This is a genomic window from Niabella aurantiaca DSM 17617 (assembly GCF_000374125.1).
Taxonomy (GTDB): domain Bacteria; phylum Bacteroidota; class Bacteroidia; order Chitinophagales; family Chitinophagaceae; genus Niabella; species Niabella aurantiaca.
The window spans coordinates 42,428-60,740 of sequence record NZ_KB893631.1 but is presented as its reverse complement, the minus strand read 5'-3'; the positions used below and the strand labels follow the sequence as shown (position 1 = coordinate 60,740).

Below are 18,313 nucleotides of genomic sequence, written 5' to 3'. Positions count from 1 at the left end.
GGGTTTATTATGTTAACCACTCCTCAGCAGGCAGCGCACGGATCTGCCGGGGTTGGGAAGCAGGTCATCGAAACGGGGGGCGCTCCGGTAAACCGGGGTCCGCTTTTGATCCGCGATCACGCGCGGCTCCGGGGTATCGGTGGGCAGGTTCTTATGGGCAAACATAACTCGTCAGCTGTTTTAAATTGTAAGGACTTCGACTTTCCGGGTCATAGCAAGGATTGCTGCCGTTCTGTTTTCTTTACCCCCACTTTCACGTTTACAGGGCGGGGCAGGTAAAAACGTTTTTTTGCACTTCGAAGAATACGAAAACGAATTTAAATATTATAAAATAAAAAACAAGTTCCAATTTCTATTAAATCAATAATTATAAATAAAAAGAAAGAAAAAGAAAGTGGATAGTTGATTATGTATCAGAAAGTTAACCGGTAAAAAGACTGGGGATAAGTCCGTTTGTAATTTAAAATTCCCGGCGCCGGGGTATGGATCTTTTCCGGGATGGCCCGCGATCAGAACAGAAACCGTTCCTGGTTGTTGATAAGAGAAGCAGTGTTGATGCAGGGTGTATCCAGGTAAAAGTGTGTTGATCGCTAACCACACTTTTGGCTGTTCCGGATTTTGGGAGCGGCAGGGCCATGCGGGCTTTTGATACAACCGCCTTCGGAGATGCCGTCCAGGGAAACCAGATGCATTGGTTCCGGTGATATGGCATCTGCTAATTTGCTTAATTTTACCGGCACCGTTAAGGAAGCTCTTTTGAAAAGGTGCATTTAAATACGAACACAATGAAACTGTATATAAAGAACATGGTATGCAACCGCTGCAAAATGGCGGTAAAAACAGAGCTGGAAAAACTGCACCTGCAGCCGGTTTCGGTAGCGCTCGGCGAGGTAGCACTGGAGCGCGATATTACACCCGGCGAAAAAGAAAAGCTGGAAGCCGGGCTGAATGAACTGGGCTTTGAGCTGATCGATGATAAAAAAAGCAGGGTCATCGAAAATATCAAAAAAGAGATCATCCAGCTGGTACACCAGCAGGATAGCGAATTAAAGGTAAACCTTTCCGATTATCTCAGCAGCCGGCTGCATCATGACTACAACTACCTCTCCAGTCTTTTTTCGGAGGTGGAAGGGTCCACTATTGAAAAATATTTTATCCATCAGAAAATTGAGCGGGTAAAAGAGCTGCTGGTATATGACGAGCTTTCGCTCAGCGAGATCGCATTTCAGCTCAATTATTCCAGCGTAGCCCATTTAAGCAACCAGTTTAAAAAAGTAACGGGCTTTACTCCCAGTCATTTTAAAAATATCCGGGCTGAAAAGCGGAAGCCTCTGGATATGGTGTAGGCGGCAAGGCTAACCGGAGCCCAAGATCCAATCCTTCATCCCCCGTTCTTCCTTAGTGCCCGGCAACAGGTTATCAAGTATCAGCACCCATAACCCGGACACCATCATGGGTGTGCCCAGCGGCTGGGAACACCCATTCGTCACTCCAGATTAAAAAGATTCCGGGCGCGCTGCTCCTTTGCCTGCTTATCTTTATCGAATGCCCGGCTAAGTCATTCCTGTTCGATCAGGTCATCCCGGGCGGGCGCCTTTGCCCGTTAGGCTGCACTGCTCTTCTGCAATTCAGATGCGTTTGCCCCGCAAGGCAGCCGGCTGTAAAAATGCATTACCTTTGCGCGCGTTAAGCATGATGCAAAGTATTTCCATAAGCGACTGGATGGCACGGACCGGGGCGCTGCCTCTGGCGGACGTGCGCACACCTGCGGAGTTTGCACAGGGACATATCCCCGGCGCGTTCAATGTACCCCTGTTCAGCAATGAAGAGCGGGTGCAGGTAGGTACTACCTACAAGCAGGTAAGCCGCGAAGAAGCGATCCTGCTGGGCTTTGAACTGACGGGACCAAAATGGGCAGGTTTTATACGGCAATGCCTGCAGATAGCCCCGGACAAACGGATCGCCGTGCACTGCTGGAGAGGAGGCATGCGCAGCGGCGCCATGGCCTGGGCATTGAACCTCTATGGCTTTGAAGTTTACCAGGTAACTGGCGGCTATAAGTCGTACCGCCGGTGGGCGCACCTGCAATTTGAGCGGGCTTATAAGCTTCGGATACTGGGCGGCATGACCGGATCCGGAAAAACCCGGTTGCTGCAATACATGAAAGCGCAGGAGCACCAGGTGATCGACCTGGAAGAGCTGGCGCAACACCGGGGATCTTCTTATGGCAGTCTCGATAAACTGATCCAACCCACACAGGAACAGTTTGAGAACAACCTGGCCTGGGAACTGAATCAGGTGTGCACAGAAGTTCCGCTGTGGCTCGAAGACGAGTGCCAGATGATCGGCCGGCGCAGCATCCCTACTCCCCTCTGGAAACAAATGCGCGCTGCTGTGCTGATCGGTCTGCAGGTGCCCCTGGAACAACGGGTGGCAACGCTGGTACAGGACTATGGCTGCCTGGACCGTGATTTTCTGGTGGCATGCACCGAAAGGATCCATAAACGCCTGGGACCTTTGCAGACAAAACAAGCGATAGCCGCCATCCGCGAAGGGCGCATGGCCGACTTTATCCGGCTTGTGCTGGTCTATTATGATAAAGCCTACCGGAAGGGATTGGCGTTGCATCCGGCAGACAGGGTATTTTTGCTGGAAGTATCCGGAAACAATACCGCAGCAGACAGCCGGCGCCTGATAGCACTGATCACAGAAGACCAGGACCCCCGTCCCGGAAATGACGGTCCGGATATACCGGAATGAATCCTTTTTTTGACGTTACAAATGGAAACAACAATATATAAGTTAACACAATATTCGCATGGTGCCGGCTGTGGCTGCAAGATCAGCCCGGCCTTGCTGGATAAGATATTACATACGGCAACCCCCGCTGCATTTGCGGACCCCCGGCTGCTGGTGGGCAACGACAAACGCGATGATGCTGCCGTGCTGGACCTGGGCAATGGCACGGCCCTGATCGCTACTACCGATTTTTTCATGCCCATTGTGGATGATGCCTACGACTTTGGCCGCATTGCCGCCGCCAATGCCATCAGCGATGTATATGCCATGGGTGGGCAACCCGTACTGGCCATTGCTATACTCGGATGGCCCATCAGCAAACTGCCACCCGAAACGGCGGGCCAGGTGCTGGAAGGCGCACGGGCCATTTGTGCAGAAGCCGGTATTACCCTGGCCGGCGGGCACAGTATCGATTGCCCGGAGCCGGTATTTGGTCTTGCCGTGAACGGCGTGGTGCCGGTTGCCCACCTGAAAGAAAATGCCACGGCTGCTGCGGGCTGCCACCTGTACCTGACCAAGGCACTGGGTGTAGGCGTTCTGTCCACCGCGCAAAAACGCGGATCATTACAACCGGAAGATGCGGCTATTGCATTAAAGAGTATGACCACGCTCAACAAATCCGGGGCACTGCTGGGCAGGCTGGATGCCGTTACGGCCATGACCGATGTTACGGGTTTTGGCCTGCTGGGGCACCTGGCTGAGATGTGTGCGGGCAGCGGAGTTTCTGCCGTGGTGGAATTTGAAAAAGTTCCGGTCATACCGGGTATTTCCACCTACCTGGACCAGGGCTGTGTGCCGGGTGGCACCCATCGTAACTGGAGCAGTTATGGTGATACGATCGGACCGCTTACGGAACGCCAGCAACAGATCCTGGCGGATCCGCAAACCAGTGGTGGCCTGCTGGTGGCTGTAGCCGCAAATGGAACGGGAGCCTTCGAACAGCTGATGCGGGAACAGGGCTACGATCTGAAGCCCTTTGGCCGGCTGCAGCCACAGGGCAGCGGCCCGCTGATCACCATTGCCTGATCCCAGCCGGAGGCGGGGCCACAGGCGCTATTGCCGGTCTTTTAACCGGGAGGTATATGTGCGCCGCTTATCCGGATTTTGTTGCAGGCCCTCATCTGCCCTGAATGTTTTTACCGTTTGGATCAACGCATCACGGATATCAAACGACATCTGCCATTCAATGGCCGTTTGCCCGTCCCTGCTTTCAAACGCAATGCTGGCCAGGAATTTTGGTCCCGAAAGATGTGCATACGTGATCTTTTTGTACGGCACAATTTCGTCAAAGCCGCTTTTGTTCTTATAGTCGGTTCCATCCGGGTAATGGTGCTGGTAAAGCCCTGCGGGCCCCACCAGTTCTTCAGGTGCTCCGGGTTGGTCATACTTCCCAAACCAGCTCAACGGGTGCTTCAAGTACACCACTCACGCGCAGTTCCCGGTTTATGCTACTGCTCCTTTCGTTTTCCATATATGCGTATTTCAAAGCACAAAGGGCTGGCTTACTTCCAGTCTTTCAGCGCCATTGTTTTTTTATCGGCCTTCATGTTGTTTCCAGGCACAAGGTTCACCACAAACCGGTGGCTGCTGTTTGCTGGCAGCAGGGTCTCAAAACCTGCGATAACCGTTCCGGGGTTGGGCGCATCATAGTCGTTCGATGGAGCCGTGCTCCAGGTTTTCAGCGTAACCGGCACATCGCTTGCCACCTGCACCAGCAGCGTTTTGCCGTCCTTTTTCAGCAACAGCTCTGTGGGCGATCTTATTTCCACCGTTGCAGGGGTTAGCATACGCCACTGCATCCTGACCGGCCGGCCGCCGGTTTTTATCTCGTCCTGAACCAGTGCATAGGCTTTGTCTTTTATAGCTACGCCCCGTATGGCTTGTTTTACCTGCCCCTGGTATACCGGGGACAGATCTGATTGTGCAAAATAAAATTCCGGCCGGTTGCCGTACCGCGTAATGGCGGTTACCCCACTCATCCGCTGCAGGCTATCGTCAAATGTAAGGGTACTGTGCGCATAATTGGTATAGCGGAAAACCGTCCAGCGTTGGGAGTTCTGTGTCCGCTGCCAGATATTCAGGCCTTTGGATTCCAGCGATTCGTAATTCTGCATACCGAAATCCATTCCCCAGCGCACGCCATCCGCTTCAAACACAAAGGAGCCTTCATCCATATGGGCATGGTTCACAGAAGGTGAGCCTGCTTTAAAACCAAGGAACAGTGCATCCGGGTTGGTCCAGCTGGTACGCATCATTACCACAGGGCTGGCACCGCCACCCGTCCAGTATGTTTTCTCCGGTGGGGTAACGCTTCCCGTCAATTGTTTACCCCATATTAAAAGTGTTGGTAAAAAGCGGTCACCTTCCAGCGCCCTCCGGTTTTTATCATTATGGAGATATTGCAGCTCGTTCCAGGCCAGTGAAGGTCTTTTTAATTTTTGGGCAAACCAGAACATGGCGCCATTGGCTTCCGCACCCGGTCCGGAATCAGCATAGTTAAACGGCCGTCCGCTTGGCGCGATCATGTGTTGAAAATAGTCTGCGGTTTTCAGAAAGCCCGGCAAGGCGCTCAATCCTTCGCCCCCGGTCAGCCGTTCCAGGGCATCCAGGAAGAATACATTGTAGGTTGTGCCGTAGCTCCAGTAGCCATAACCCTCCGGGTAAGCACCGTCCGGTGCATATTGCTTCATGGGAATGCTGATCGATTCAACGGCACGGTGGATCACCTGGCTGCATTGCTCCGGATCCGATTCAAAAACAGCCAGGGCGCCATAAGCCAGCCCGGCATTGCAAACCTGGTTCCAGTTATTCTCTACCTTGAGCCAGTAGTTGTATTTCGAATCAAAGGAAGTGCGGATCCCTTTTTCCAGGATCGCGTCTTTGATTTTGTTTCTCGACTCAGGGGAAAGGTCGTTGTACAACCAATCGTACCCAATGGCAGCAGCCATGGTCATTTCCGCAACATCCAGGTAATGCGTGGGGTTCCAGTCTGCAAATCCGGTGATGGTTAGCAATTGCTGTTCGGCAGCATCCTGGTACCGCTGCTCTCCTGTCATGCGCCAGGCATACGAAAGAAAAAAGATCCTGCGGATGGCCTCCCGGGAAACCGAAAGCAGCCGCTTCCCTATTTTTTTATGTTCCAGCGGGGCTGCCTTGCAAATACGGCCGGCGGCTTCCAGGACCAGATCGTGCACTCGCTTCAGATCCGCGTTACTCCGGATGGCTGTTGTTATCTGCCCTTCTTCCCCTTTTGCCAGCAATAAGCGCGGATGTGCAGTGCGTGCGATGGCATCGGTTAATACGTTCTGCGAAAAGGCGTGGCTACCCAGTAAAAGCAGCAGGCCGAAAAATATACACGCAATCGGTTTCATGAATCATATTTTGCCTCTAAAAATACTTAAGTAATCAGGATTATTACCGGAACTTTCTATTTTTTCTTATTTTGCCCGTTTGATCCCTTAAATTTTAAACCTTCTTTGATGAAATCTTTTTTAAAACCGGGAATTACCGCCGGCCTGGTCTGCTTCTTTTTAAGCGCCGCCGCCCAAAAGGACATGCGCACGCTGATCCGGAACAATGAGGTCTTTGCCGCCAACCAGTACAAGCTGCTGATGAAAAACACACCGCCGGACAAAATGCCGCAGAACTATGACCCCGCTAAAGATAAGCTGGTGGCTTCCGGCACAGCATGGTGGACCAGTGGCTTTTATCCGGGCACCTTATGGTTGATCTATAAAGCCACCAAAGATCCGGAGATCCTGACGGAGGCAAAAAAGCGCCTGGTACAGGAAGCGCCTATGCAATATTATACGGGCAATCATGATATTGGTTTTATGATCTTTTGCAGTTTTGGCAACGCTTATGCCATTACAAAAGATCCTCATTATAAAGAAGTAATCCTGACTGCCGCAGAAACGGCAACAAAGCGTTACCGGCAGGGGATGAAGGCTATTCAATCCTGGAATAAAAGCAAGAAATTCAATGCTCCAGTGATCATCGACAATATGATGAATCTTGAGCTGCTGGAATGGGCCTCCCGGAACGGAGGAAGCAAGCTGCTGGCCGAAATTGCAGAGAACCACGCCAACACCACCCTGAAGAATCATTTCCGCCCGGATGGCAGCAGTTATCATGCGGTGGATTATGATACGGCAACCGGGGCGGTATTAAAAAAGGTGACCCACCAGGGCTACGCCGATGAATCTGCCTGGGCGCGTGGACAGGCATGGGCGCTCTATGGCTATACGATGATGTACCGCTTTACCAAAAAGCCGGAATACCTGGCGCAGGCGCATAAGATCGCCGCCTTTATCCTGGACCATCCCAACCTCCCTGAAGACAAAGTGCCCTACTGGGACTTTAATGCGCCGGATATCCCCAATGCACCGCGGGATGTGTCTGCCGCTGCGGTAATGGCTTCTGCCCTGCTGGAGCTGGCACAGTACAGCAATCCGAAACAAAAGGCATCCTATCGCACCAGCGCTGCTACAATGATCCGCTCAATGGCAACTACCTACCGGTCGCAACCCGGCGGCAGCAAGGGCTTTATCCTTACCCGAAGCGTGGGAAACCTTCCGGGAAGATCGGAAGTGAATGTATCCTTATCCTATGCCGACTACTATTTTATGGAGGCACTGGACCGGTACAAGAGGTGGGTGCTGAAGTAAGCCTGGCCGGCCATAACTTTCAGGTGACAGGGCAACACCATTAAATACACAACACAAAAGATCCCGGTTATTTTGTAACCGGGATCTTTTATCTGATCATTATATATTTTACACTAACGTACGTACCCCCTCTGCGATCACCGAAGAGAAGACGCCTGGCTTATAACCGATTTTTTCTTCATAGGCCGCCGTTATCTTTTCCGCAAAATCATCAAAACATTCCTGTTTGATCAATGCGATGGCACAGCCGCCAAAGCCCGCTCCGGTCATCCGTGCGCCAATGCAGTCTTTGTAGGTCCTGCAGAAATCAACAATGGTATCCAGTTCGATCCCGGATACTTCATACAGGTCCTGCAGGGAATCATGCGAAGCATACATCAATGCCCCAAACGTTTCGATATCACCACTGGTAAGCGCTTCCTTTGCTTTTTTTACACGTTCGTTTTCTGCAATTACATGCAGGGCGCGTTTTTCAAGCACCGGATCGTTCAGCAGGGTTTTGTTTTGTTCAAAGTCTTCCACGCTGATCTCTGCAAGATGCTGCACCCGTAATTTTTGCTGGAACGCCTTCAATGCTGTGCGGCATTCATTAAAGCGTTCGTTGTATTTGGATTCTACCAGCTTCCGGGGCTTATTGCTGTTGATGATGGCCAGTACATAATCGCCGATCTCAAAAGGAAGGTACTCATATTCCAGCGTATCGGTATTCAACAGAACGGCATGGGCTTCCTTGCCCATCGCTACGGCAAACTGGTCCATGATGCCGCTGTTGAGCCCCATAAAATCGTTCTCAACACTTTTGCCCAATACGGCCAGCTCCACCCTGGAAAGCCCTGCCTCAAACAGCTCATTCAAAGCAAAGGCCGTCAATACCTCGATGGAGGCACTGGACGACAAGCCCGAGCCAATGGGCAGATTGCCTGAGAATAAAAAATCCATCCCTGTAAGCTCCACCCCTTTTTTCTGAAGCTCGTTGATGACGCCCAGCGGGTAATTGAACCATTCCGGTCCCTGTTTGCTGTAACCATCCTGGCTAAATGCGATCGCGGTGGATTCGGGGAAATCCAGCGCATGAAAACGGAATTGCCGGTCTTCATTTTTTGCAATCAGCAGGGTTGTTCCGAGAGAAATGGCACAGGGCATTACCTGACCACCGTTGTAATCAATATGCTCTCCGATCAGGTTCACTCTGCCAGGGCAAAAGAAAATATGCGCTGCCGGTTTGTGGTAAATTTTTTCAAATTCTTTTTGTAAATCCCCTATGGTCATAACAATTATATTATTTTTATCAAAATTAAACGTTCATGATTGAAATAACTGAGCAGCTTGCTACGCAGCATCCCAATGGAAAAGATGTTTATGTGTTCACCCTGAAAAACGGTTCCGGTACAGAAGCAACGGTTACGAATTATGGCGCCATTATTATGGCGATAAAAGTACGGAAATCGGATGGAACTTTTAATGATATTGTTTTAGGATTTGATACCCCGCAGGAATACTGGTCGGAGGCCTACCTTAAAAATTATCCGTATTATGGTGCCGCCATCGGGCGTTATGCCAACCGCATCAATCATGCGGCCATCACCATCGATGGAAAAGAATACCGGTTAAACAGCGCGAACCCCGGCTACCAGCTGCACGGAGGTGTTGAAGGCTTTGATAAAAAAGTATGGGACCGGGTTTCCGCAACCGATGGCCATGTGGTTTTACAATATGTAAGTCCGGATGGTGAGGAAGGCTATCCCGGTAACCTTACGGTGCAGATCATTTTTTCGCTGAACGAGGACAATGAGTTCAGTTACGAATACCGGGCCACAACCGATCAGCCAACCGCGGTGAACATTACCCATCACAGCTATTTTAACCTGAACAACGGCAAGGGCCGTATTGATCAGCAGCACCTGCGCATTCATGCCTCCCGTTACCTGGAGCAGGACGCCAACTATTGCACTACCGGCAATGTACTTCCGGTAAAAGGAACCCGCAATGACTTTAGTACTTACAACGAAACCGGGAATATTGCAAACCCGGAGCAGGGCATCGACATCAGCTATCCGCTGGACAACCCGGGCATGCAGAACATAGCAGCCGAAGCATGGTGCGATGAGGAAGATGTAAAGTTGGAAGTATATACCACAGAGCCGCTGGTGCACCTGTACAACAGCTATGGCTCACCGGAGATCAACGGCAAGAGCGGACAGCAATACACAGCCTTCTCTGCTTTCTGTTTTGAAACACAGGTACATCCCAATGCCATCAATATTCCTTCTTTTCCCAATACCATCCTGCGTCCGGGCGAAGTATACCAGGCAAAGACCGTTTACCGGCTTACGGAGAAGCGTTAGCTTTAAAGTTATCAGAATTGAGAGTTGAGACCTGAGACGGCACTAATCAACCCTGTCTTTCCTGTTACTTTAATGACCCGGGAAACCTAATGCAGATTATTTCATCAACTCATTTATCAATCACACATATTGACGGTAATAAATTAAAATCCGGATTCTCAATTCTCAAAACTAAAGCGTAGCCAGGTCGATCACGAACCGGTATTTTACATCGCTTTTTAACACGCGTTCGTAAGCTGTATTTACGTCTTTGATATCGATGAGTTCGATGTCGCTTACAATATTGTATTCAGCACAGTAATCGAGCATCTCCTGGGTTTCTGGGATCCCGCCGATGGAAGACGCGGTCAGCACCCGGTTGCCCCGCATCAAACTGTTACCCGCAATCTGCAGCGGCTCCGGTGGCAGGCCAACGCAGATCTGTACCCCGTTTGTTTTGAGCATCTGCAGGTATAGATTGTAATCGTGCGGAGCAGAAACGGTATCGATGATAAAGTCAAAATAACGATCGAGACTTTTTACCTGTTCCGGATCTTTGGTCAGTACAAATTTATGAGCGCCCAGCCGTTTGGCATCCGCCTCTTTTGCAGGAGAAGTACTCAACATCGTTACTTCAGCACCAAAGGAAACCGCAAATTTCACCGCCATGTGACCCAGGCCACCCAGGCCCAGCACTCCTACCCTGTGGCCCTTGCCCACTTTCCATTTCCGGAGGGGTGAATAGGTGGTGATACCCGCACAAAGTAATGGCGCCACACCCTTCAGATCGAGCTTATCTGAAACATGCAGCACAAAATGCTGATCACAAACGATCTTGTTGGAATAGCCTCCATAGGTGACCGATCCGTCTTTATCCCGGGAATTGTAGGTCCATACAGTTTGCTTATTGTCGCAGAACTGTTCCTGGCCATGATCGCAGCTATCGCAATGCTGGCAGGAATTGACCATACAACCAATACCGGCCAGTTCGCCTACCTTAAATTTGGAGACATTCGTACCCACTGCCGTAATGCGGCCAACGATCTCATGCCCCGGTACGATCGGGTAGCTGGCAGGCCCCCATTCGCTCCGTACCTGGTGAATATCGGAATGACAGATACCACAATATAAAATGTCGATCATTACATCATCCGCACCTGGTTCCCGGCGCTCAAAATCCCAGGGTTGCAGGGCATCTGTTTTACTATGGGCGGCGTATCCTTTTGCTTTTATCATGTTGTTGTAGTTTTATAGTGAGGAGTGAGAAGTTTTGGTGGAAAGTTTGGGGTTTAGGTTTGCCGTTGGCTGAAATAGGCGATCTCTTCCTTCAGGTCCAGGAACGGGTATTGCTCCATCAGCCGCTTCGCTTTTTCATACTGGGTCTTCAGGAACTGCTGATGTGCTTTTGTTTCGGGATGAAAGGGTTTATGCCTTCTTGCGATCATCAACGGCCGGATCTCTTTCATGAGCTGCCGGGAAGTTTCATCAATACAGCTTTCTGTAAATTTTCCCAGTACGAATTCGGTAGCGGGATAATTGGGGTGCGCCAGGTCCACATCATAGAACCGGTAATCCCGCAGCACGTCAATCACCAGCTCATAGGCAGGGAAATAGTACAACCGGTCAAATTTGTCTACCATATGATGCACGGCCTCTATCAGCCGGGCCTTACTCCGGTTATTGGCCACCACACCATCCCGCAGGTGCCGTACCGGGCTGATGGTGAACAATATTTTTAGGGTAGGATTAAAGATGCGGAGCCGGTGATATAAATTATCCAGCAGGGAAACCGTTTCTTCGATCGCCAGCATTTTCTTATCAAACCATTGTCCCGGCGCCCGGTGGCAATTGGCTACGTTTAATCCGGATAGCGTGGCCTGCGGGTTGTTACCGTTCAGCCGGTAGGAAAAAGATGAACCAAGAGTAATGACCACCCAATCGGCTTCTTTCAAAAATGCATGTGCCCTGGCCAGTGTGCCGTTCATCTGCTCCAGTACGGCTTCCGGGTTGCCGCCTGAAAAACGGGAATGATGATGCCAGGATTGCCACACTTCATTGAGATAAAAAAGATCATCCACCGTGTACGGCTTGTTCTCGATATAGCGCACCATGCTGTGATATACGCTGACGGGATCGAACAGGATCCCATGCGGGTTCTGAAGGATAGCAAACTTATGTTCCGCCAGTGCATTCCCAATGTGCTCGGTGAAACAGGAACCGATCAGCAAGATCTTATTCCCGTAACCGATCGGCGGCAATAAGGGTTCCATTTGTATGGGCGCCATAAAATCCATTCCGCAAATATCCGGAATTTACAATTATATGTTCCCGTTCTGCTCAATTGTTGTTTCACCCAACGGGCAAAGGAACGCGGAGGTGCGCTCATATGGCAAATGCCGTTTAAGGTTTAATATTCAGGGCATCGTTTCGATACTCAATGCTCAATCTCCGGATATCTCTGATCGCATTCCCCGCAACGGTACAAAGAAGCAACGGCGGCAATGGTTCCTTAACGGACCGCCTGAAGCCGGCCGTGCGATCCTCAAAGCGCCATCGACAGATGCACCATTACCCGGTTATTGGCTTTCACAATGCCGTGCGCCAGGTTTTGAGAAAAGGGCGTTTGAATATTGGCGCCGATCGCTATTTTTTTATAGGCTGTTTCTACCCCTGCCGTTCCCATCAGAAGGTCTCCGCCGGATACCGTTACCAATACATCGTTATCCACGTCGGTCTTCGCGTTCTCGTATTGTACACCCGCATTGGGAGCGATCATCACCTGACCAGCGATCCGGAACTTATAATAAGCCTGCGCATTGAGATTGACCTTGTTCCCGTAGCGGTAGTCATACCGGTTGGCCGTATTGATCTTATAATGCGCCCCGAGGTTAATGCCTGCATCCTGCAACCGCAGGTCATACATCCCGTTCAGCGAAAAATCGGTGCTGCCCGAGCCAAGCTGAAAGAGGTTGGCGCTTTCGGCCGTGGCTGTCCGGTCTGCAGGACTGTATTTCCCCGTGGCCAGCTTCAGTCCCCCTCCCAACCAAAGGCTTTGCACCAGGAGCTTATTTCCCAGGGACCGCCGTTCATTGATCAGCTGATAAAATGCAGACAGCGTTACATCGCCCATCCCGCTCTTGGTAAGGGTTTGCCCATCGTTGCTGCGCCGGTTGATGCTGTAAGGAACGGCCGCCATCACGCGGAATTTTTCGGCGATGTTCCAGCCGCCCCAGGCTTCCACGGTATTGTATTGCTCGGATGTGGTCAGGTAGGTACGCTGTCCGCCTACTCCCAAATGACTCCACAGCGAATTATGCCGGTAACGCAGGCCAAAGATATGCTTGTGAAAATCCGGCAGGATGCCGATATAATCGTTCCCTACTCCGCAGCCGCAGATATCACAGGCCACTGAGGATTTAGGAACCGTCCAGAACAGGAACAGGAACAATCCGATTTGGATCCATTGTTTTTTCATTGTTTCTTTTTTATTTGAAAAGCTGCCGGCCGACTCTGCGTTCTATTGTTCCGCCAGCAGCCGATCGGTGATAAATGCCCGGTCGTTCAGTGTGCTCAGAAATGCGCGGACCTGGTCCCGCTCGCCGGCTGTCAGCGGAATACCCGGTGCTCCGTTACCGGTAAGCAACGGGTCGAGCCCCGGCGCGGCCTGTACTCCTTTTGTGTAATGATCCAGCACGGCATCAAGGGTATAAAAACGGCCGTCGTGCATATAGGGCGCCGTGTACGCCAGGTTCCGCAGGCTGGGTACTTTAAATTTATACCGGTCCTCCGGCCGCAGGGTCACGGCATATCTTCCCGGGTCCTTGTTGGTGCCGGTGTCCAGACCGTTATTGCGGAAGCTGCCATCGGTGAACAGGGGCTCTTTATGACAACCTCCGCATTTTTGTACTACCAGTGTATAACCCGCTGCTTCTTCACTTGTGAATGCTGCGGTCCCTTCCCGGCGCATCACACTATCGTATTTTGAACGGCTGCTTACGCAGAGCAGCATGAACTGGGAAAGGGCTTTCATCAAATTGCCGGTGCTGATCTGGTCGTTTCCAAATGCTTTTTGAAACAGGGTCCGGTATTCCGGTGCCTGCTGTAATTTGGCAACAACATTGGCCACTGTTTCGTCCATCTCTTCGTGGGTCGTTATGGGTGCAACCGGCTGCAGGTCGAGGTCGAAGATGCCTCCATCCCACATGAACAGGGGGCTCCATGCCAGGTTCATGACCGGAGGCGTATTCCTGCTGCCCAGGCGGTCGTCGATCCCGTGGCTGACATCGTGCCCGTGTTGGGTAAATGCTGATGACTGAATGTGACAGCTTCCACAGCTGATCGTGTTGTTCCTGGAAAGACGCGTTTCGTAAAAGAGTTTTCTTCCCAGCTCGAACCCTTCTTTTGTAACGGGATTGGTCTCAAAGTGATATGCCGGAGCCGGAAAGTTGCCGGGCTGCCGGAATCCTTCAAATGCTTCAGGTTTATGCGTTCCCGGCAGATCGCGCGAGCAGGCAAATACCAGCAGGATCAGCACTGTGGTCACAATAAAATGTTTGCGGTTCATCGGATCAGTTTTCAGTATGATCGTGCACAAACATTCCAGCATAGTTGTTGGCAATGTTTACGCTGTAATCGATGAACATTACCTGGGGATTGGCGGCAAAACTTACATTGGTGGAGCCACTCAGCACTTTTGAAATATCCGCCATCAGGTGGATATTGGCAGAGCGATCTTTACGTACCTGGGCAATTCCCCGGCTGGTAAGATCGATCCTGATGGTCTTGATATTATTGATCGTGGGCGTGCTGTAACCGCCAAAGCCACCAATGTGGTAACGGAATTTATGCTGCCCTGTAGGATCCGAAGGGGCCTGCGGGGAAATGCCTTCCATTTTAAAGAAGATGTACCCGCTGTTCCAGCCCCAATACATCCCGCTGCCCGCGCCGGGATCCAGCACGCCGGTACGTTTGCCTACCTCCATCGTGCTGCGCAGACTGTCTACGCCCAGGGTAAATGTAAGAGAAGTATAATTGCCCTCCGGTACCCGCACATGGGCAAACCGGGTTCCCGGTTCGTCCTGCCGGATCAGGAAATAGCTGCTGTCCGGGTTTACGGTATAGGTGGTGCCATCCGCTTTTCCTACCTGGATATTGCTGATAAAATACTGAAGCAATTGTATGTTGTATTCCTGGCCGAGGGCGTTGGTGTAGGCCCCGGTATTTAAAACAAGCTTTTGGCCACCAACGATATTGTCAAATTCAACCGATAACGGCGCCAGCGCATTTTGATCATAAGAGGGTTCCACCGGATCCTTGGAACAGGATGCCAGTAACAGGATGGCAGCGAACAACGCCGTATAAAAAGAGTATAGTCGTTTCATTTTTGAAAAGGTAATAGCGCACCGGGCGCGGATCTAAAAAAACGGTACCGGCCAGGCGTCCTGATCGGGCACAGCCGGAAGTGGATATTTTTTCAGACACGCATCCCCGGTGCCGGTTAAACAATCATCCGGGAGAAAGCTGCGGAATATATCATGCAGCAGTTCCTGGAAAAAGGGTACATCCGTTTCCTATTTCCATAGCATCATGGCTTTATGAAAAGCCGGCGGTCCATCTAAATGCCCGCCCGGTAAAGTCATTCTGTGGGCAGGATGCATCTTCTGAGGGCCCATCGTGCAGATGCAAACCAAAAAACGATGCGGCACCTCCTGGAAAATAAGAAGGGAAAGGATCCGTTGCGGATCATCTGAAGCGGCAATGCTTAAAGTTCAGGCAATGCCTTTGCGGAGAACAGCGGGGGGATGAAAAACGAAGCGGGGCATTTTGATCTCGGCACCCATATTCATGAGCCAGTAAACAAATGAAGTGCTCCGTATCATAAAGGGCAGTTCCGGAAAAGAGGATTTTGAAAAAAGCGTGATCTCATTTTTGAAGTCCGGTTTTCTTTCCGGATTCTGCTGGTTCTTTTTTTCTTCCTCCTGTATTTTCTTCATAAGCTGGCAATGCCCGTTGCAATGCATTTTGGGGCGGAACTTGTTGACACAGTTCTTCGCGTAGGCCTGCCGGTTTATCCTGTAATCAAGCATCATGATAGCCTGGCTGAACGTCTGCATTGCAAACGTCGTCAAAAAAAACAAGGCCATGATTCTTTTAAACAAGGATGAAATTTTGCGCAAAGCTATCGATTCCGGTTTAAAGAGAAAAGAAAAATCATCATTAAAATGGATGACGCCCCTCTGCCGCTCTGATCCGGCCATTGCAGAAGAAAATATCCCCCGCATTATTGTATAACCCCGGGGCTTTGACTAATTTTAGGTTATGTCGTATCAGAAACATCTTTCGAAGGATAAGATTTTGAAAAAGCTGATCAAACAGCAGGGGGTGCATTCCCTGCAACTGCAGCAAAATATATTGCTCCGTTTATGCGGCTCCATCATGGGGCAGCAATTGAGCACAAAAGTAGCGGCTGTTTTGCGTAACCGTTTCCTGGAGCTGTTTGAAGGGAAACGGCCAACGGCGCAGAAGATCCTCGATCTTCCTCATGATACCCTGCGCTCCATCGGGTTATCAAACGCAAAGGCCGTCTATATAAAAAACGTATGTCATTTCTTTTTAGAGCATAAACTAACGGATGCAAAGATCCACCGGTTGACGGATGAAGCATTCATCAGCCTGATCACCCAGATAAAGGGAGTAGGAAAATGGACGGCGGAAATGCTGCTAATGTTTTCCCTGGGGCGGGAAGATGTATTTTCTATTGGCGACTTTGGGCTGCAGAAGGCTGTCGGGGAGCTCTACAACATTGCTTATACCAATAAAAAGGAATTTGAGACCCGCGTGCTTTCGATAACTGAACCGTGGAAACCTTATCGTACTTATGCCTGCCTGCATCTCTGGCAATACCTGGATGCGACCCCGGATTAAGCCTGTGCGCGTATCGTCCAAGTGCAATAAAAAAGCGCTCCGTTGAGAAGCGCTTTTACACCGTTTATCCTTTTAGATCGGCGGAAGTATCAGCCGGTGGTGCCTGCGGCTCTTTCGGATCTGTTCCCTTTAAATAGCTGGGCAAATTAAGCCCCGCCATGTTAAACAGGTCGTTCAACGGTGGTACGGATTTCATCAGCCCCTGTACAAAATTGGCAGTCGAACCGTTCCCGTTCTCTCCGTTTCCTCCATCCCAGACCGTTACTTTATCGATCTTGATATTTTTAACAGCTTCTACCTGTGTGCGTACCAGGTCCGGCAGTTTCTCCAGCAACAGCAGCTGGAAGGCATTGGTGGAATCGCCCCCGGCGGCTTTTACCACTTTATCATAACCATCGGCCTGTTTGGTCAGGATCTCAAAAAGGCCCTTTGCTTCTGCTTCCATTTTTGCAAAGATGGCATCCGCCTCCCCTTTTGCTTTCAGCCGGATGCGTTCTGCTTCTGCTTCGGCGTCAATAATGACTTTTTGTTTCGCGATCTGGGCCGGCACCACAATATTGGCGTTCTGTGTCGACCGCTCTCTTTCGGCACGGGCCTGCTCTGCTTTTTGCTCAGCAAGATAAGATTCTTCCAATGCACGGGCCGACTGTACCTTTTCGGCGGTTACGGCGATCTTCAATGCCTCTGCTTCCTTCTCCCGGCGCAGTGCATCCGAATTGGCAATGGTGATCTTGGCATCGTTCTCTCCTTTTACAGCGAGGGAGTTTGCTTCGGATGTAGCGATCCGCGCATCCCTTTCTGCTTCTGCCTTACCGATGGCTTCATCCTTACCGGCGGATGCGATGCTGACCTCTTTATCTTTCTGGGTGATGGCGATCTTTACATCACGGTCGCGGTTGGTTTCGGCGATCTGCGTGTCCTTTTCCCGGTCGGCACTGGCCTTCCCTGTTTCACCGATCTTCTCCTGCTCCGCCACGCTGATCTTGGCCTCATTGATCGCTTTGGCGGCAGCTTCTTTACCCAGGGCCTCGATATAGCCCGATTCATCCTTAATATCGGTAACGTTTACGTTGATCAGTTTTAAGCCGATCTTCTTTAACTCGGTGTCTACGTTCTTGGAAATATTATCCAGGAATTTATCCCGGTCGGAATTGATCTCTTCAATGGTCATGGTGGCGATCACCAGGCGCAACTGCCCAAACAGGATATCCTTGGCCAGCTCCTGTATCTGATCCGGGCTCAGTCCCAGCAAACGCTCTGCCGCATTCCCCATACTATCCGGCTCGGTGGAGATGGCGATGGTAAACCGGCAGGGCACATCCACACGGATGTTCTGGCGCGACAATGCGTTGGTAAGGTTGGCTTCAATAGAAATGGGTTTCAGGTCGAGATAAGCAAAGTCCTGGATCACCGGCCAGATAAAGGCCCCGCCACCGTGCACACAGCGCGCGGAACTGCCGCCTGTTTTACCATAAATAACGAGGATCTTGTCGGAAGGACAGCGTTTGTACCGGGAGATCAGCGATACGATCGTCACAAACAAGATCAATGCGCCTACAAGGATCAGGATGAATGGTCCGTCAAAATTCATAAGTGGGT

At 50.8% G+C, this 18,313-nt stretch carries 18 protein-coding genes; 7 read left to right on the top strand and 11 right to left on the bottom strand.

Going from position 1 to position 18,313, the window contains the following annotated elements; genetic code table 11:
• Window positions 1–12 precede the first annotated feature (12 nt).
• Window positions 13–165 carry a hypothetical protein gene (locus tag B160_RS31635; RefSeq protein WP_157558020.1) on the bottom strand — a complete coding sequence of 51 codons (153 nt, stop codon included), beginning with the start codon at window positions 163–165 and terminating at the stop codon, window positions 13–15.
• Window positions 166–785: 620 nt separating this feature from the next.
• On the opposite strand from B160_RS31635, the gene B160_RS0111625 reads away from it, so the two are divergent.
• The 3 genes from B160_RS0111625 to selD all read left to right on the top strand — a co-directional run bounded on the left by B160_RS0111625 (window position 786) and on the right by selD (window position 3,825).
• Window positions 786–1,346, top strand: a complete 561-nt coding sequence (locus tag B160_RS0111625; RefSeq protein ID WP_018628087.1) for an AraC family transcriptional regulator — start codon at window positions 786–788, stop codon at window positions 1,344–1,346.
• Between the two features lie 331 nt (window positions 1,347–1,677).
• Window positions 1,678–2,760 (top strand): tRNA 2-selenouridine(34) synthase MnmH, encoded by a 1,083-nt coding sequence (gene mnmH, locus B160_RS0111620; RefSeq protein ID WP_245562195.1) that lies wholly within the window; start codon window positions 1,678–1,680, stop codon window positions 2,758–2,760.
• Between the two features lie 21 nt (window positions 2,761–2,781).
• The gene (selD, locus tag B160_RS0111615) at window positions 2,782–3,825 is read left to right on the top strand and encodes a selenide, water dikinase SelD (RefSeq protein WP_018628085.1); all 1,044 of its coding nucleotides are present in this window, start codon (window positions 2,782–2,784) and stop codon (window positions 3,823–3,825) included.
• 27 nt (window positions 3,826–3,852) lie between these two features.
• On the opposite strand, the gene B160_RS28955 is transcribed toward selD, so the two are convergent.
• Window positions 3,853–4,224, bottom strand: a complete 372-nt coding sequence (locus B160_RS28955) for an SRPBCC domain-containing protein (protein ID WP_211218072.1) — start codon at window positions 4,222–4,224, stop codon at window positions 3,853–3,855.
• A gap of 77 nt (window positions 4,225–4,301) precedes the next feature.
• Window positions 4,302–6,170 (bottom strand): heparinase II/III domain-containing protein, encoded by a 1,869-nt coding sequence (locus tag B160_RS0111605; RefSeq protein WP_018628084.1) that lies wholly within the window; start codon window positions 6,168–6,170, stop codon window positions 4,302–4,304.
• Window positions 6,171–6,278: 108 nt separating this feature from the next.
• Between B160_RS0111605 and B160_RS0111600 the strand changes: the two genes are divergently transcribed.
• Window positions 6,279–7,466 (top strand): glycoside hydrolase family 88 protein, encoded by a 1,188-nt coding sequence (locus B160_RS0111600; protein ID WP_026309714.1) that lies wholly within the window; start codon window positions 6,279–6,281, stop codon window positions 7,464–7,466.
• Between the two features lie 108 nt (window positions 7,467–7,574).
• Here the strand turns inward: B160_RS0111600 and B160_RS0111595 are convergent, their stop codons facing one another.
• Window positions 7,575–8,735 (bottom strand): galactokinase, encoded by a 1,161-nt coding sequence (locus B160_RS0111595; protein WP_018628081.1) that lies wholly within the window; start codon window positions 8,733–8,735, stop codon window positions 7,575–7,577.
• 35 nt (window positions 8,736–8,770) lie between these two features.
• Between B160_RS0111595 and B160_RS0111590 the strand changes: the two genes are divergently transcribed.
• Window positions 8,771–9,811: an aldose epimerase family protein gene (locus B160_RS0111590; protein WP_018628080.1), complete on the top strand. Its 1,041-nt coding sequence runs from the start codon at window positions 8,771–8,773 to the stop codon at window positions 9,809–9,811.
• Window positions 9,812–9,982: 171 nt separating this feature from the next.
• On the opposite strand, the gene B160_RS0111585 is transcribed toward B160_RS0111590, so the two are convergent.
• From B160_RS0111585 to B160_RS31965, 6 genes are all read right to left on the bottom strand, one after another.
• A complete protein-coding gene (locus B160_RS0111585) occupies window positions 9,983–11,026 on the bottom strand; it encodes an NAD(P)-dependent alcohol dehydrogenase (protein ID WP_018628079.1) in 1,044 nt (347 codons plus the stop codon).
• Window positions 11,027–11,079: 53 nt separating this feature from the next.
• Window positions 11,080–12,075, bottom strand: a complete 996-nt coding sequence (locus tag B160_RS0111580; protein ID WP_245562194.1) for a GSCFA domain-containing protein — start codon at window positions 12,073–12,075, stop codon at window positions 11,080–11,082.
• A gap of 257 nt (window positions 12,076–12,332) precedes the next feature.
• Window positions 12,333–13,265, bottom strand: coding sequence for a transporter family protein (locus B160_RS0111575; RefSeq protein ID WP_018628077.1), 933 nt, complete (start codon window positions 13,263–13,265; stop codon window positions 12,333–12,335).
• Between the two features lie 42 nt (window positions 13,266–13,307).
• Window positions 13,308–14,354, bottom strand: a complete 1,047-nt coding sequence (locus tag B160_RS0111570; protein ID WP_018628076.1) for a cytochrome-c peroxidase — start codon at window positions 14,352–14,354, stop codon at window positions 13,308–13,310.
• 4 nt (window positions 14,355–14,358) lie between these two features.
• On the bottom strand, window positions 14,359–15,171 hold the full coding sequence (locus tag B160_RS0111565) for an MbnP family protein (protein WP_026309713.1): 813 nt from the start codon (window positions 15,169–15,171) through the stop codon (window positions 14,359–14,361).
• A gap of 387 nt (window positions 15,172–15,558) precedes the next feature.
• The gene (locus B160_RS31965; RefSeq protein WP_018628074.1) at window positions 15,559–15,933 is read right to left on the bottom strand and encodes a metallophosphoesterase family protein; all 375 of its coding nucleotides are present in this window, start codon (window positions 15,931–15,933) and stop codon (window positions 15,559–15,561) included.
• On the opposite strand from B160_RS31965, the gene B160_RS30605 reads away from it, so the two are divergent.
• Both B160_RS30605 and B160_RS0111550 read left to right on the top strand, forming a co-directional pair.
• The gene (locus B160_RS30605) at window positions 15,932–16,081 is read left to right on the top strand and encodes a hypothetical protein (RefSeq protein ID WP_018628073.1); all 150 of its coding nucleotides are present in this window, start codon (window positions 15,932–15,934) and stop codon (window positions 16,079–16,081) included. The two genes, B160_RS31965 and B160_RS30605, sit on opposite strands and share 2 nt — an antisense overlap.
• Before the next feature lie 27 nt (window positions 16,082–16,108).
• A complete protein-coding gene (locus tag B160_RS0111550; RefSeq protein ID WP_018628072.1) occupies window positions 16,109–16,714 on the top strand; it encodes a DNA-3-methyladenine glycosylase family protein in 606 nt (201 codons plus the stop codon).
• Between the two features lie 64 nt (window positions 16,715–16,778).
• Here the strand turns inward: B160_RS0111550 and B160_RS0111545 are convergent, their stop codons facing one another.
• Complete coding sequence (locus B160_RS0111545) at window positions 16,779–18,305, bottom strand: flotillin family protein (RefSeq protein ID WP_018628071.1); 1,527 nt, start codon at window positions 18,303–18,305, stop codon at window positions 16,779–16,781.
• Window positions 18,306–18,313 lie beyond the last annotated feature (8 nt).